Origin of the sequence: Enterococcus durans (genome assembly GCF_002277935.1) — a bacterium.
In the GTDB taxonomy this organism is placed as follows: Bacteria; Bacillota; Bacilli; order Lactobacillales; family Enterococcaceae; genus Enterococcus_B; species Enterococcus_B durans.
On sequence record NZ_CP022930.1, the window covers coordinates 1,303,809 to 1,319,104 of the forward strand.

Annotated in this window: 14 protein-coding genes; 7 read left to right on the top strand and 7 right to left on the bottom strand. The window is 39.3% G+C overall.

What is annotated here, in order from left to right; all coding sequences use genetic code 11:
- The first annotated feature begins 6 nt into the window (after positions 1-6).
- Both CJZ72_RS06280 and CJZ72_RS06285 read left to right on the top strand, forming a co-directional pair.
- Positions 7-2,136 (top strand): hydantoinase/oxoprolinase family protein, encoded by a 2,130-nt coding sequence (locus CJZ72_RS06280; protein WP_081133802.1) that lies wholly within the window; start codon positions 7-9, stop codon positions 2,134-2,136.
- Positions 2,105-2,788 (top strand): hypothetical protein, encoded by a 684-nt coding sequence (locus CJZ72_RS06285; RefSeq protein ID WP_081133803.1) that lies wholly within the window; start codon positions 2,105-2,107, stop codon positions 2,786-2,788. Before CJZ72_RS06280 ends, CJZ72_RS06285 begins: the two co-directional genes overlap by 32 nt.
- A gap of 235 nt (positions 2,789-3,023) precedes the next feature.
- Here the strand turns inward: CJZ72_RS06285 and CJZ72_RS06290 are convergent, their stop codons facing one another.
- From CJZ72_RS06290 to CJZ72_RS06300, 4 genes are all read right to left on the bottom strand, one after another.
- Entirely contained in the window at positions 3,024-3,692 is a 669-nt protein-coding gene (locus tag CJZ72_RS06290) for a GntR family transcriptional regulator (RefSeq protein ID WP_005875418.1), read from the bottom strand.
- A gap of 151 nt (positions 3,693-3,843) precedes the next feature.
- A complete protein-coding gene (locus CJZ72_RS14385) occupies positions 3,844-4,020 on the bottom strand; it encodes a hypothetical protein (RefSeq protein WP_005875420.1) in 177 nt (58 codons plus the stop codon).
- A 99-nt stretch (positions 4,021-4,119) separates the two neighbouring features.
- Positions 4,120-4,554 (bottom strand): acyl-CoA thioesterase, encoded by a 435-nt coding sequence (locus CJZ72_RS06295; RefSeq protein WP_081133804.1) that lies wholly within the window; start codon positions 4,552-4,554, stop codon positions 4,120-4,122.
- Between the two features lie 17 nt (positions 4,555-4,571).
- Positions 4,572-5,402, bottom strand: coding sequence for an NAD(P)H-hydrate dehydratase (locus CJZ72_RS06300; protein ID WP_081133805.1), 831 nt, complete (start codon positions 5,400-5,402; stop codon positions 4,572-4,574).
- 146 nt (positions 5,403-5,548) lie between these two features.
- On the opposite strand from CJZ72_RS06300, the gene pepV reads away from it, so the two are divergent.
- Entirely contained in the window at positions 5,549-6,967 is a 1,419-nt protein-coding gene (pepV, locus tag CJZ72_RS06305; RefSeq protein WP_016177266.1) for a dipeptidase PepV, read from the top strand.
- A gap of 68 nt (positions 6,968-7,035) precedes the next feature.
- Here the strand turns inward: pepV and CJZ72_RS06310 are convergent, their stop codons facing one another.
- Positions 7,036-7,881: an LPXTG cell wall anchor domain-containing protein gene (locus CJZ72_RS06310; protein WP_081133806.1), complete on the bottom strand. Its 846-nt coding sequence runs from the start codon at positions 7,879-7,881 to the stop codon at positions 7,036-7,038.
- 398 nt (positions 7,882-8,279) lie between these two features.
- Between CJZ72_RS06310 and nagE the strand changes: the two genes are divergently transcribed.
- Positions 8,280-10,271 (top strand): N-acetylglucosamine-specific PTS transporter subunit IIBC, encoded by a 1,992-nt coding sequence (gene nagE / locus CJZ72_RS06315; RefSeq protein ID WP_081133807.1) that lies wholly within the window; start codon positions 8,280-8,282, stop codon positions 10,269-10,271.
- A 252-nt stretch (positions 10,272-10,523) separates the two neighbouring features.
- Here nagE and CJZ72_RS06320 read toward each other — a convergent pair whose 3' ends face one another.
- Positions 10,524-10,847, bottom strand: coding sequence for a putative heavy metal-binding protein (locus CJZ72_RS06320; protein WP_005875430.1), 324 nt, complete (start codon positions 10,845-10,847; stop codon positions 10,524-10,526).
- Between the two features lie 232 nt (positions 10,848-11,079).
- On the opposite strand from CJZ72_RS06320, the gene dhaM reads away from it, so the two are divergent.
- The 3 genes from dhaM to dhaL are packed head-to-tail and all read left to right on the top strand — an operon-like array spanning position 11,080 to position 13,077.
- Positions 11,080-11,475 (top strand): dihydroxyacetone kinase phosphoryl donor subunit DhaM, encoded by a 396-nt coding sequence (gene dhaM / locus CJZ72_RS06325; protein WP_005875431.1) that lies wholly within the window; start codon positions 11,080-11,082, stop codon positions 11,473-11,475.
- A 1-nt stretch (position 11,476) separates the two neighbouring features.
- Positions 11,477-12,460 (top strand): dihydroxyacetone kinase subunit DhaK, encoded by a 984-nt coding sequence (gene dhaK / locus CJZ72_RS06330; protein WP_081133808.1) that lies wholly within the window; start codon positions 11,477-11,479, stop codon positions 12,458-12,460.
- A 14-nt stretch (positions 12,461-12,474) separates the two neighbouring features.
- Entirely contained in the window at positions 12,475-13,077 is a 603-nt protein-coding gene (gene dhaL, locus CJZ72_RS06335; RefSeq protein ID WP_081133809.1) for a dihydroxyacetone kinase subunit DhaL, read from the top strand.
- Positions 13,078-13,759: 682 nt separating this feature from the next.
- Here dhaL and CJZ72_RS06340 read toward each other — a convergent pair.
- The gene (locus CJZ72_RS06340) at positions 13,760-15,058 is read right to left on the bottom strand and encodes a polysaccharide deacetylase family protein (protein WP_081133810.1); all 1,299 of its coding nucleotides are present in this window, start codon (positions 15,056-15,058) and stop codon (positions 13,760-13,762) included.
- Positions 15,059-15,296 lie beyond the last annotated feature (238 nt).

The window sequence follows — 15,296 nt, forward strand, 5'->3', positions numbered from 1 at the left end:
TGACGGATGAAACGGTTTGTACGAATGGGGATCGACGTTGGCGGGACACATACAAAAGCGGTAGCAATCGACAATGCCACACATGAAATTATTGGGAAGTCTTCAGTGAAGACGACACATGATCATTTGAATGGGGTGGCAGCAGGAGTGGTGCAGTCTTTTCAAAACTGTTTACAAGAGAATCAAATCAGTCCAGATGATGTGGTTTTCGTGGCTCACTCGACAACGCAAGCAACGAATGCATTGATTGAAGGAGATGTAGCTAAAGTTGGAGTAATTGGCATGTCGAAAGGCGGTCTTGAAGGATTTTTAGCCAAAAGACAAACACGATTGAACGATATTGATCTAGGGAACAAGAAAAAAATCGAAATCGTCAATGCTTTTTTACCAGTAAAACATTTGAATGTGGATCGAGTGGCTGAAACGATCTCTAATTTAGAAAAAGAAAAAGCGGAGGTACTAGTATCTTCGATGGCCTTTGGGGTAGATAATGGTGAGCCAGAACGTGTTGTTTATGAAGCTGCTTCTTGTAAAGCCATTCCAACAACGATGGCATCTGATATCACTAAATTATATGGATTGACTAGAAGAACGAGAACGGCAGCAATCAATGCCTCTATTTTGCCTAAGATGCTAGATACCGCTACTTCTACAGAGAATTCAGTGCGTGAAGCAGGGGTCAACGTTTCTTTGATGATCATGCGTGGTGATGGGGGCGTTATGGAAATCAATGAGATGAAAAAACGCCCAGTATTGACAATGCTCTCTGGACCAGCAGCTTCTGTGATGGGGTCATTGATGTATTTGCGGGCATCCAACGGAGTCTATTTTGAAGTGGGGGGTACGACAACTAATATCGGTGTCATCAAAAATGGCCGTCCGGCAATCGATTATTCGATCGTTGGTGGGCATCCAACCTATATTTCTTCATTAGATGTTCGAGTGTTAGGAGTAGCAGGTGGTTCGATGGTTCGCGCCAATCAAGCAGGGATCATTGATGTAGGCCCACGTTCTGCGCATATCGCAGGTTTGGACTATGCTGTATTTACACCGACAGAAGAAATAAAAGGACCGAAAGTAGTATTCTTTTCACCAAAAGAAGGCGATCCGGCAGACTACGTCAAAGTCGTGATGGAGGATGGCCAAGAAGTAACGATCACAAATACTTGTGCAGCAAATGTATTGGGATTAGTGCAAGAAGAGCATTTTTCTTATGGAAATGTCCCTTCTGCCCGTAAAGCGCTACAAGCTTTAGCAGATTATTGTCAAACTACAGTAGAAGATATTGCGGAACAGATCATGGCAAAATCGTATGCTAAAATCGAACCAGTTATCTTGGAGTTAGCTGAAAAATACCATTTAGAAAAAGATCAGATCTCATTGGTAGGTGTAGGCGGCGGAGCTGCTTCACTGATTACTTATTTTAGTAATAAAATGGGTGTAAAATATTCGATCCCTGAAAATGCGGAAGTGATTTCGTCGATCGGTGTTGCATTAGCGATGGTACGAGATGTTGTAGAACGGATCATCCCATCTCCAAGTAAAGAAGATATTCGTGCATTGAAGAATGAGGCAATGAATAAAGCAATCGAATCAGGCGCAACACCGGAATCGATTGAGATCCACGTTGAAATTGATCCTCAAACATCAAAAGTCACAGCTATTGCTACGGGTTCGACAGAAGTAAAAGCAACTGATTTAACAAAAGAGATCACGCTGCCAGAAGCGTTGGAGTTAGCTGCTGAAGATATGCGAGTTTCTACAGCGGAAGTCGAGGTAATAGAAAGCACACCGTTCTTTTATGTGGTGGGTGAAAAAAACCGTCCGAAAAATGCCGGAGCAATCCGTATCGTCGACCAAAAGGGATTTATCAAAGTACAGCGAGGGAATGCTGCTTGCTTAAAAACGACTGCTGGCAATTATTTATCTGCGGTAGAAAAACTATGGGAAGAGATGGCAGTTTATCAAACAGAACTGATCGCTCGTCCAGAATTTTATCTTTGTCTGGGGGCAAGGATCTCTGACTTTACTGCAACGGATATTGAACAGCTGCAATTATTGATGGATCTGGAAATCTCTACTTTGGAACCAGGGGAAGAAGTGATTGTTGTTGCTGGAAACATCAAGCAAACATAAACTAAATCGATTGCTCAATGAGTTGTTCCCTATCTCAGAGGAAAGTTGGGGGTATTATCAATTCCAAAGAGATATTTTAAGAAAAAAAGTCTCTTTGGAGCAACAAAAAGAATTTATTCAACAAGCAATCATGTGTGGGAAACAAACGGCACGGGCATTGCGGAGAAGATATCCCCATAAGAACATCATGGAACTTTGTGGAATATTAGGTACTAACGTAGTGCACTGTAAATCAGAAGCAACAGCTGAACGTGTAACTTTTGCCACCTATGACAAAGAAGAGGGTATCCGATTGATGTTGGAGCCTATCCAACGGTTTGTACAAGAAAGTGAACATCCAGATCTAACAACGACCCAAATCACTGATTCGATTTTGGCCCACGAATTATTCCATCATATCGAGATGAGTGATCCATTGATCTATACACAACAAACGAAAATCGAACTATGGCATATCTTTTCTTACAAATATTATTCAACGATTCGTTCCCTGAGTGAAATCGCCGCAATGAGTTTTTCACAGGAAATCAATCAGTTTGGTTTTCATCCATATATATTGGAGGTAGCGATGGTTTGGCCGTACGATCCAGAGCGGAGTGAAAAATTACTGGCAGAAGTACAAGAGATCGAACAAAGAAAAATCGAAGCTTGAAATAATAAAAAGGTAGCTAAACAGGATAGTTCGATTTTGTATATTAAAAAAGACAGTTACTCTCAAAATTAGCGCTGCTATTTTGGGATCATCTGTCTTTTTTAGTGATTTTTTTGTCTGATAGTATTTGCGAGCTAAAGAGGTGGATGTGAGTTTTTAAGGTTTGATGAACCATCTAAAGGGAAATTCAATTGTTCAATGGAATTGACCGATTCTCCTTCTCGCATCTCTTGATCTAATCTTTCTCAAAATAATCTGGGTAAGCCTGTCGTACATATTCCTGTTCTTCAATGATCATATGCATATGCATGCTGCAAAGAAAACTCACTTCATCAAGGTTATGATCGATCATGGATTGAAGGAGTGTTTGGTGCTCATCTAAAACACGACCCCAACCCAGTTCTGTAATACTCAACCGTAACCATCTGAATCGGTCAAGATGTGTACTATAGCTTTCGATCCAATCCCAGATTTCTGATTTTTCAGCAACTTTATAACAGGTACGGTGGAACGCTTTATCTAAATAGAAAAATAATTTTTTATCTTGGGTCATGATTGCTTGGTCTGTTTGTTCCAAAATGTCTTCTAATGTCAGTTGATCCTGTGGGGTCATTTTGGCGCTGCATTCTTGAAGAATAGGATTTTCTAGCTTTTCTCGAGTATAGAGAGCTAAGGATGCAGAACGAATATCGATCTTTGACACGAAGGTTCCAGATTGTGGGATCGTTTTGATCAATTCTTGGTTGCGTAACTGGATCAATGCTTCTCGTATCGGTGTGCGACCGATAGCAAGTTGTTCTTCTAAGACTTTGTCTGAGATTCTGCTTCCAGGTGCTAACTCAGAATAAATAATCTGCTTACGTATTGTTTCGTAAGCCTGTTGTTGTAAGTTTGTGCCAGCCATAAATGCTCCTTTCTACACAATGTTTTACAAGTATTATAACATAAATCGTTTACAGGAGAGAGAGGAGCGAAATAGGTCCAAACAAAAAAATTCCAAACATCAAAGATGGACTGATGTTTGGAACAAGAGACTCGATTTTTTAACAAAATGATCAATCAGGTCGTATCTCATGCAGTTGTTTGACACGGCCGCCGATCTGTTTAGCAAATGCTTCAGAGTCTTTTTTCTCTTTGAAAATCAACAAGTTATCAGGGTTCTTTTCTCGTGTGCGGCAGCCAGTTTTATCAATGTAACCATGCAATACTTTGACAACATACATGATGATCACCTGCTTTTTTCTCTTTATTATACAAATTGTCCTATATAACACAAGAAAAAAGTCTCTGATTTTCTTAAATAAAAGGAAAGTTTTTTTCGTAGAGAGAAATCATTCGTTCGCCAACTGCGCGTAGTCTTTGAATAGTTGATCCAACTGTGTATCAAAACGACTGAGTTTGACTAATCGTTGCGTATCGGCAGTTAAAAAGCAATGTTTGCTCGAGCCAGTAGTTCGTAACTGATTATCTGCTAAACCATAGATTTCATAGGTGAAATCTAAGCGAGTGCCCGTATACTTCGCGATTTTCGGTAAGATACGGACGGTTTCGCCATAACGGACCATTTCTTTGTATTGGCAAGTGACCTCAAGTACGGGAATGATCAGTCCTAATTCTTCGATTTTTTTATAACTGAACCCTAAATAATCGAGTAATGCCACGCGTGATTCTTCTAACCAACGAATGTAATTGCTGTGATGGATGATTCCCATCTGATCAGTTTCATAATAAAAAGGTTCTCGAATATATCCAGTAAACAGTTCCATAAAATAACTCCTTGATCTTAATTTTTTTGACTGAAATGATGCATCCATTGTGGTAAGTGCTGACTGATTTGCGTAGGGAGCACAACGTATTGTGATTTGGCTAATTGATCTCCGATATAGCTGTGAAGATAGACAGCCGCTGCGATTGTCTGGTCATTCTTGGGGAATTGGGCGAGAAAACCAGCAATCGTACCTGCCAAAGTATCTCCCATTCCACCAGTTGCCATTGCAGCAGAACCTACGGTATTTTGATAAATCATTTTTTGACCATAAATAGTCGTCTGGTGACTTTTTAGTACGACAGTCGTTCCTAGTTCCCGCTGTTTCATGCTATTTTTTTCTTTCGTTTGATCAGCGATCGCTAATGAGGTAAGTCTCTGCCATTCCATTTGATGTGGTGTGAAAACTGTTTGTTTAGGATAAGGAAGTTCTAGCTGTTCCTTTGCAAATAAAGTTAGAGCGGAACCATCCATGATCAGCCATTGTTTTTTAGTTTGATGGGCTAAAATCAACTCAAGCAGATCGAAACTTTTAGGAGTAGTGCCGAGTCCGGGACCAATCAATAAAATATCAGCTGTTTCAAGTACGGAAAGAATCATTTTTTTATCATGCCAATCGACACACATTGCTTCTGGTAAATGGGCATGAAGGGGGGCGTGATTTTTAGGAGCGGTGATGACAGTTGTCAAACCGGCGCCGCTATTGACTGTAGCTAAAGCACTCATGATGATTGCGCCGCCATATTGTTCATTGCCGCCAATCAAAACTGTCCGGCCGTATGTCCCTTTATGTGATTCAGCTGGACGTGGAGTAATGACTTCTTGTACCAAACGTTCATCTGTTAACATCGAAATGCCTCCTTTCTTGTATTATAGCGTAGATATTTTTGTTGGAACACTCTTTGGACTAGGAATTGTCAGATTTTTTGAACTATTTTTTTCTTCGATTTATGGTATGATGAACAGGTAGACTTAATGAGTGGAGGATTAACTTTATGACAATCAATTGGCAAAAAGAAGTAGAAGCACGTAAAGAAGACTTGCTTGAAGACTTAAAAAATCTTTTACGTGTCAGCAGTGAACGTGATGATTCAAAAGTAACACCGGATGCACCCTTTGGACCTGGTCCTCGTGATGCGTTGAAACACATGTTAGCATATGGCGAACGTGATGGCTTTGCTGTCAAAAACGTGGATAATTATGCAGGACATATCGATCTTGGTGAAGGTGATGAAACATTAGGGATTTTTGGCCATATGGATGTTGTACCTGCTGGTGACGGTTGGGATACTGATCCTTATGAACCAGTAATCAAAGATGGCAAAATCTTTGCGCGTGGTTCAAGTGATGACAAAGGTCCAAGTATGGCAGCTTATTATGCAATGAAAATCATTAAAGAACTAGATTTGAAATTGTCTAAAAAAGTTCGTTTCGTTATCGGTAGTGATGAAGAAAGCGGCTGGGGCGACATGGCTTATTATTTCCAACATGAAGAAGAACCTGATTTTGGTTTTTCTCCTGATGCTGAGTTCCCGATCATCAATGGTGAAAAAGGAAATGTATCACTTGCTTTGAGATTCCAAGGCGATAACGAAGGTGACTACGTATTGAAATCCTTTGTTTCAGGCTTGCGTGAAAATATGGTTCCTGGTACAGCTACTGCAGCTCTTCAAGTACCAGATGCGGATGCAGCGATTGCGATGGAAGAAGCATTCTATAAATTTACTGAAGCAAATCCAGTTAGTGGTTCGATCGAAGCAGACAATACGTATGTAAAAATCGACTTAATCGGAAAAGGCGCTCATGGAGCAAGTCCTCAAGCAGGAATCAACGCAGGGACATTCTTAGCTCTTTTCCTAGATAACTATGAATTTATTGGTTCAGCAAAACAATTTATCCATGTTGCAGCAGCGTATGTCCATGAAGATTTCTATGGTGAAAAACTTGGCGTGGCATATGAAGATGAAAAAATGGGTAAATTAACAATGAACGCTGGCTTATTTGCCTTTAAAGAAAATGGAACAGAAGATGATAACTTCATCAACATGAACTTCCGTTTCCCACAAGGTGTGACTGTTGACGGTTTAGAAAGTGATATCTTAGCAACAGTCAAAGAAGAAGGAGCTTCAGTTACTCGTGGTGCACGTGTAATGGAACCTCACTATGTACCAATGGATGATCCATTGGTTGCAACATTGTTACAAGTCTATAAAGATCACACAGGTGAAGAAGGGTATGAACAAATCATCGGTGGCGGAACTTATGGACGTCTATTGAAACGTGGTGTTGCTTACGGTGCGATGTTCCCAGGCTACACAGATACAATGCACCAAGCAAATGAATTTATGAGTTTAGACGATCTATTCAGAGCAACAGCTATTTATGCAGATGCTATCTATCGTTTGGCAAAATAATCATTGATTAAAAGCAAAAAGAAACGAACCGTCACGGTTCGTTTCTTTTTTTGTGCATCAAGTTGATGTTAGTTTATTCGTTTTTTCAAAAGTATGCCAAGTGTTACAAAAAATGTACCAATAGTAGACAAAAGAATTGGTGAACTTGTTTCATTTGTTTTTGGCAAGGATTTTGCAGAGGCGTTTTGTTGTTCGTTGGCTACTGTTGCCGTACTAGTTGCTTGTGGAGCTTCACTTGTTGCTGATTGAGAAAAATCTGTTCCGACATTGTTCAACGTTTCTTTGATCCGTTTGATGCTTGCTTGTAGATCTGTTTTTTTAGAGTCAAAATCAGCCATGACTGCTTTTGCGTCAGTGATTTTTGAATGGATGTCTGCACTAGCTGTTTCGATCTCTGTTTGGGCGTTGTTTATGGAAGAAGCAGCAGACTGCCCGAAAGCATCCAATTCATCTTGGAGTGCTTTTGCTTGTTGGATCTTTGCATCTATATCATTTTTGGCAAGTTCAGCTTTCGCTTTTGCATCTGCTAGATCTTGTTGGATTTGTGCGTGATCTTTATCTGCTTGGTCTTTTAATGCAGATAAGTCTTGCTGGATTTGTTGATGATGTTCAGCTAATCGATTTTTGGCTTCTTCTAAGGCCTGTTCGATTTCTTTTCTACGATTTTCTAAATCTTGTAATGTATCTCTACTTGAAGAAGTCTCTGTAGCCGAGCTATCGGTTTCTGATCCAGTGCTGGAAGTTGTTTCGCTAGTTGACTGACTGTCCATAGTAGCTGAAGAAGAATCTTCCGCAGTAGTTGTAGTTGTTTCTATAATTTGACTATCAGATGTTGTATCTGCTTGTACTTCTTGTTGAAGGAAAATGCAACTGGAAGTCAATAAGGCTAGTGATACAATAACTATTTTTTTCATAATTTCCCCACTCTCGATACTGTTTACTAACTTATGATTATAGTAAAAAAGGCAACAAATAACTATGAACAATCTTAGGAGTTTGTCTAATTATTACCAAATCATGTTAATGTAAAAAAATTATTTTTAGTATTAAATGCAGAGAATTCCTCTCTTATGATTGAAATCTATGAAATTGGTATATAACATTACCGTGTGATGTTTTTACTTTTTTTGCTTTTATTATGCTGTTTAAACAGTGTTTTTTTGAAATTTAAAAAAATCTGTTCATTTTTATTTTAAAGTGGTATACTCATTTTATTAATTTTTAGATAATTTCTTGAAAGTTTTCAAAAAAGAAATATTTATCAAAAATTATTGCATTTATTTAGATGGATGATTGTTCTAGGAGGAAGAAAATGAAAGCTTATATGCAACGAATGGGACGCTCTCTGATGTTACCAGTTGCCGTTTTACCAGCAGCTTCATTGTTGGTGGGAATTGCAAACTGGATCGTTGGAATGGGTGTCAGTAATGCTGGTACTACATTTTTGATGAATGCAGGATTAGCAATTTTAAATCACTTGGCATTATTATTTGCCGTAGGATTAGCTTTAGGAATGTCTAAAGATAAAGATGGTTCAGCAGCACTTGCTGGGTTGGTGGCGTATTTAGTTCCACAAACGGTCTTAGCATCTTCATCTGTGCAAGGACTATTAGGTTTGGAAAAGCTGAGCGATGTGAATCCTGCGTTCAGTACAATGGATAATAATGTATTTATTGGGATCATCGCCGGATTGACTGCAGCAGCGATGTATAACCGATTTAGTCAAGTTAAATTACCGATGGCGTTATCGTTCTTTAGTGGGAAACGATTAGTGCCTATCATGTCAGCATTAGCAATGTTGGTTATATCTGCCATTCTTTTATTCATCTGGCCAAGTGTTTATGATGTATTAGTGGCATTTGGTAAAGGAATCTCACGCTTAGGCTTTGTAGGGGCTGGGTTATATGGCTTTTTCAATCGCTTATTGATTCCAACAGGACTTCACCACGCACTGAACTCGGTTTTTTGGTTTGATGTAGCTGGTATCAATGATATCGGGAATTTCTTAGCAGGTCAGCAAGCTTTAGACAGTGGTCAAGCAATCGTTGGTCAAACAGGGATGTATCAAGCGGGCTTTTTCCCAGTCATGATGTTCGGCTTACCTGCTGGAGCATTAGCGATCTATCAATGTGCACGACCAGAAAAGAAAAAGCAAACTGCTTCTTTGATGTTGGCAGCAGCTTTTGCATCATTTTTCACTGGTGTGACTGAACCATTGGAATTCTCATTTATGTTTGTGGCTTGGCCATTATATGTTTTGCATGCTGTTTTTACTGGTATCTCATTAGCTGTCAGCGCCTTTTTCCATTGGACGGCTGGATTTGCTTTTAGTGCTGGTTTTGTAGATTACTTTTTATCGCTGAAAAATCCTGTAGCAAATCAACCTTTGATGCTTTTAGTCCAAGGAGCTGTATTTGCGGTTATCTATTACTTCGGCTTCCGCTTTGCTATTCAGAAATTCAATCTGATGACACCAGGAAGAGAAGAAACAGCTGGGGAAGAAACACCGGATATTGCCACGGGTGATGATAAATTTGCTGTTTTAGCAACACAGATCTACCAGGCGTTAGGTGGAAAAGAAAATGTACGTGTCATCGATAACTGTACGACGCGTTTGCGCCTTCAAGTCCAAGACACTGACAAAGTCGATCAAGAAAAAATCAAACAGACAGGTGTCCCTGGAGTGAAAGTGATCGATAAAACAAATATCCAAGTAGTCGTAGGTACACAAGTCCAATTCGTTGCGGATGAAATGAGTCGTTTGCAACAAGGCGGAACAAACACAGGCAAATCTGTAGCTAAGCCTATGATCGTAGAAGAAAAAGAAGAAAAAACAACTTTACCTGAAGAGCAGCTAGCTGTATACGCGCCTTCGAAAGGTGAATTGATTCCAATCAGCGAAGTAGCTGATCCTGTATTCTCTGAAAAAATGATGGGAGACGGTTTTGCAGTTTTACCTGAAGCGAATGAAGTATTTGCGCCTATTTCTGGAACGATCTTAAATGTCTTTCCGACAAAACATGCGATCGGTATCCAAACAGATAATGGACTCGAAGTATTACTGCACATGGGGATCAATACGGTCGATCTTAAAGGCGAACCATTTACGCTTTATGTTGAAGAAGGACAACGAATTGCTCGCGGACAATTGATTGCGGTAGTTGATTTAGAAATGCTTGAAAAAGCAGGTAAAAAATCAGATATGATCGTTGTTTTCACAAACGGAGCAGCAGTCAAGGAACTGGCTATTCGCTCAAATGCACTCGTGCAAGCCAATGAAGTGGTTGGACAGGTAAAAGGCTAATTTTAAGAAAAAAAGTGCCAATGACGAGCCATTTCTGGCTGTATTCGCACTTTTTTCTGTAGTATCAGGCACTATGAGCGTGGGACAAAAGTAAGAAACACTTTTGTCTCATTCTTTAAAAAAGAATAAACGGCGGGAGCAGAAGCAACTCCTTGAGAAATATGCCGAAATTCACAAAAATTTGAAAAGCAATTTCCGTTGATTTCTTCTTATTTCTCGGAGTTGAACACTTCTGTCTCAGCCTTTTAGCGTCTAGCGGTTTAACTTAACGGCTGTGCCACTGCAAGTAACCATTAGCATTCCATTGTCGCTACCTAATACTTCATAATCCATTTTGACACCGATGATTGCGTCTGCTCCAAGGGATTTTCCACGGTCTTCCATTTCTCGGAGTGCTTCTTCACGAGCAGTCATCAATTCGTCTTCATAACTTTTTGAGCGACCTCCAAAAACATTGCGTAAACCAGCACCTAAGTCTTTCAATACATTGATCCCTGTAATTACTTCACCAAATACGATTCCTTGGTAGGATTCGACTGTTCTATCTTCAACACTGTTCGTTGTTGTAATGATCATTCGATCACTCCTTTCTTTAAAATCAGTATACCAGAATATATGGCAAGAACAGAGAGGAGTGGAAAATAAAAATCAAAAATGTAGTGATAAGTACAGCGCATCATTTCCAAAAAAAGCCGATTGTATTATATACTGGGAATGTAGGAAAAAACGGGGGATTTACAGAAGCTTGTTTTTGAAAAAAATGAAAGCGGAAACAAATCTACCTGAAGATGAAAGAAGGCGAACATAAATGAAAAAAAGTATTTTGCTTATTTCCCACAGCCAAAAGGTGACAGATGGTCTGAAAGAAATGATTGAACAAATGCAAAAATCAGAGGATGTCACTATTTTTTCTTTGGGAGGAATCGATGGTCAGATTGGTTCAGATCCAATGAAGATCATTGATGCAGTCGATCAGTCAAAGGATGCAGAAGCGTATCTAGTTTTTGCGGATATCGGCAGTGCGGTACTAAATGCTGAAATGGCCAAAGATATGCTAGATGAGGAAGTGCAAAAAAAATACTACCTTGTTGATGCACCTCTTGTGGAAGGGGCATTTGCTGGTGCAATTACTGCAGGAGTGACGGATGATCTCACGCAAATCATAGCAGAAGCGAAAAAAGCCGGACAGAAAGGTTGGTCATAAAATGAAAAAAATCATGAATGAAGCGGGAAATATCGTAGAAGAGATGTTGCAAGGGATTGTGAAAAGTTACCCGGAACTGATCCATCGTGTAGCTGATTCCAGAGTAATAGCCAAAAATGAAAAGGTCGAACAAGTGGGGTTAGTTTCTGGTGGTGGAAGTGGCCATGAACCGGCACATGCAGGCTTTGTCGGAAATGGGATGCTGAGTGCTGCTGTTTTGGGGGATGTCTTTACTTCTCCAACGCCAGACCAAGTACAAACAGCTATCAACGAAGCAAATCAGGGAAAAGGCGTTTTGCTGATCGTGAAAAATTATACTGGGGATATTCTAAACTTTGATATGGCCAAAGAAATGGCTGCGATGGATGACATCCAAGTGGAAAGCGTTGTGGTCGACGATGATATTGCCGTAGAAAATAGCACCTATACTGCAGGAAAACGCGGGGTTGCTGGTACGATCCTGGTCCATAAGATTTTAGGAGATGCGGCTAGAAAAGGTCAATCTTTAGCAGAGTTGAAGGAACTAGGGGATCAAGTAGTGCAGGCAATCAAGACGATTGGTGTCGCTCTTCGCGCTGCTACTGTTCCGGAAGTAGGTAAGCCAGGATTTGAATTGGCAGAAGATGAGATCGAATATGGAGTCGGCATTCACGGTGAACCTGGTTATCGCAGAGAAAAATTGCAACCATCCAAAGTATTGGCTAAAGAGTTGGTTACTAAAATCCTAGCTGATTATACGGAAAAACCGAAAGAAGTCGGCGTTTTAGTCAATGGTATGGGTGGCACACCACTAATGGAACAATTTGTTTTCATGAATGATGTTTTAGCTTTGTTAGAAGCAGAAAATATAAATGTGACTTTTCATAAAGTCGGGAATCTAATGACTTCTCTGGATATGCAAGGACTTTCTTTGACGATGATCGATTTGAAGGATAAAGACTGGCGAGAAGCATTGATAAGTGACGTACAAACAATTTCTTGGTAAAGGGTGAATGACAAATGGATGTAACGGTAAAAGAGATACAAGAATGGTTGATGGAATTTACAAAAGAAATCAATGAAAACAAAAGTTATCTTAGTGATCTAGATACGCCGATCGGTGACGGTGACCATGGAAATAATATGGGGCGAGGTGTTTCCGCATTTGAAGACTCCTTTAAGAAAGAGGAACCGACAACAATCAGTGACACCTTTAAAGTTCTTTCGATGGCAATGATCTCCAAAGTTGGAGGAGCTTCAGGTCCACTATATGGTTCAGCATTCATGAACATGATGAAAGCGACAAAGGATGTTGACGTCATCAATTCACAAGAGCAATTAGGGAAAATCATCGAAGAAGGTACAAATGGGATACAAGCAAGAGGAAAAGCTGAAGCAGAGGATAAAACAATGCTAGATGTTTGGTTGCCTGTTACGGAAGCATTAAAAAACAATCAGCTAACTGCAGACGTCATCGAAAATGCCAAAGAACATACTAAAAATTTGGTCGCAAAAAAAGGACGTGCTTCTTATTTAGGGGAGCGGGCGATTGGACACATTGATCCAGGAGCAGCTTCTAGTGCAATCTTATTCCAGACATTACTTGATGTGATTCATGAATAGAAAGGGCTATTTATAAACTTTATAAGCCTAACTTTGAACGACAGCATAAACTGTTGCAAAAGTTAGGCTTTTTATCTGCTTTCATGTGTCTACCTAGAGTTTTTTCTGACAGAGATATTTAACAAAACTTGAACAAAGAAAGTGAAAATCGAGAAGAAAGAATCACACTTTAGCATGGGAAAAAAGAATTTTATCCTGTTTAAAATAACGAAATAATCAAAGATGACTTGTGCAAAACAGAGGTGAGACCATTGCTAAAAGTAGCAGTGGTCTCACCTCTGTTTTACTGGTTATTGTCAGGTCAAAACGGTTTTTTTACAACTTTATCTGTGGTGTTCAAAGGCTTGCATCTTCAACAATAAGCCTAAACAGATGAAAAACATGAGAAGCTGTTTTTCTCTGTTTGTTCTTATTGCTTGATGCAGACCAGCCTTTTTACAACCTTATTCACGGTGTTCAAAGAGCTGACCTTCAACAATAAGTCAAAAAATCTCAAAATATGGAAAGCTATTTCGAGATTTTCATCCTTATTGCTCAGGTCAAAACGCTCTTTTCACAACATCTATTCACGGTGTTCAAAGCCCAACTCCTTGAAATAAGTCTGGATTTTTCAAAACATGAGAAGCTGTTTAGAAAAATTCATTCTTATTGTCGGCGGAGCTGAACGGTCTTTTCACAACCTTTATCCTCGATCTTTTTGGTCATACACTTCTTTGACGTTGATAAATTGATCGAGTATTGGATTTTCTCCTTTTAGGTCAGCTGCGAAGCGGATACCGTCAATGTTGATTCTGGCGTTACGGTAGTAGTCAGTTCCTAGTTGTCCCCATGCAGGAGTTGAGGCATCGACATTGCAGAAGATATCAAATCCTTGTTGTTTCAAGTAAGCAAATTTTTGATTTGCTTCAGAATAAGGTTGCCAATCGCTGATGTCAGCACCGAATGGATAGATCAGGATATTTGTTTTGCCTAAAATAGGTGCAACTTCATTTTGCCAACGTTCATTATCTTGTTGGATATCGGCTAAAGAAGCTTGTGTCATATTCAAGTGTCCCCATGTGTGGGAGGCAAAACTCCAACCGTCTTTCTTTAATTGATCGGCAACTTTTTTGGCTGCTTCGATTTCTTTGTTTGTTTTTTCGTTATCGCCATATTCTGATTTTGATGTACGGTAACCTAATACGCCATTATATCCTGTTAAAGCTAATGTTCCTTTGGCGCCTTGATAAGAAAAATCGGGATGTTTTTTAATGAATGAATCGATCAGGGGAACCATATCATAGTCACCAACAGTTTCCTTCTTATTGTCGATATAAATATTCTTGATTTGGTTCTGTTTATCGACAATCAACTTACTTGGAAATCCTGAATTGTCCATGTATTCATAATAGCTGACATCGTCTTGCGAAAGAATTAACGGTTTCTTTCCTTCTGGAAGAGAAACACCTGTAAAGGTCAGTTTTCCATCTGTTCCTTTTTTGACTAATCCATTTAGATTAACAAGAACATAGTTATTTTTATATAGCTGGTCAATGGTTTTATTGAATTCGGAAATAGTGACCATATAATCTTTATACCCTTGTGCTTGCTGGGTATGAAAAGCCTTGGCTGGATCAACGATCAGACTATGAAAGAAGACGTGTGAGATTTTGGCTGGGTCTTCCCATTTTACCAAGGATTCTTTTTCTTTTTTCAAGGTTGCTAACAATTGTTGCGCTTCTTTGGCGTCGTCTTTTTCAAGTAAGGCAATGGCTTCATCATAACGATAACTTGCAGCAAGCTGTTTTGCTTGATCAAGCTGTTTCGTCGTTTGTTTATCTTCAACAGGTTTTGAGCTGCTGCTTGAGTGTTGAGTTGTTTGACTAGTGTTTTCTAATTTATTGTTTGTTGCTGCTTGTGTAACAAAAAAGATACTTACACCTAGAATAATAACAGTGCATACAGAAGTGACAGCCAATATGATTTTTTGTGTATGTTTCATTTTATCGTCCCCTACTACTTTTTGATTTCAAAAACCCCCGTAAGCTTTTCTTAACCTTTTGAAAAACTTCCCATAACCATTGTAACGAATATAGAAACAAGTGTAAAAGAAACTTTTGTTTTTTTTGATTTTTCTCTTGTTTTCTTTAATTAGAGCGCTTTTTATGAGAAGTACTATTTTGTAAAAGTTATAAAGTGAGAGAGGTGAAAATGTTCGGATTTTCGCTGTTTTTATTTCC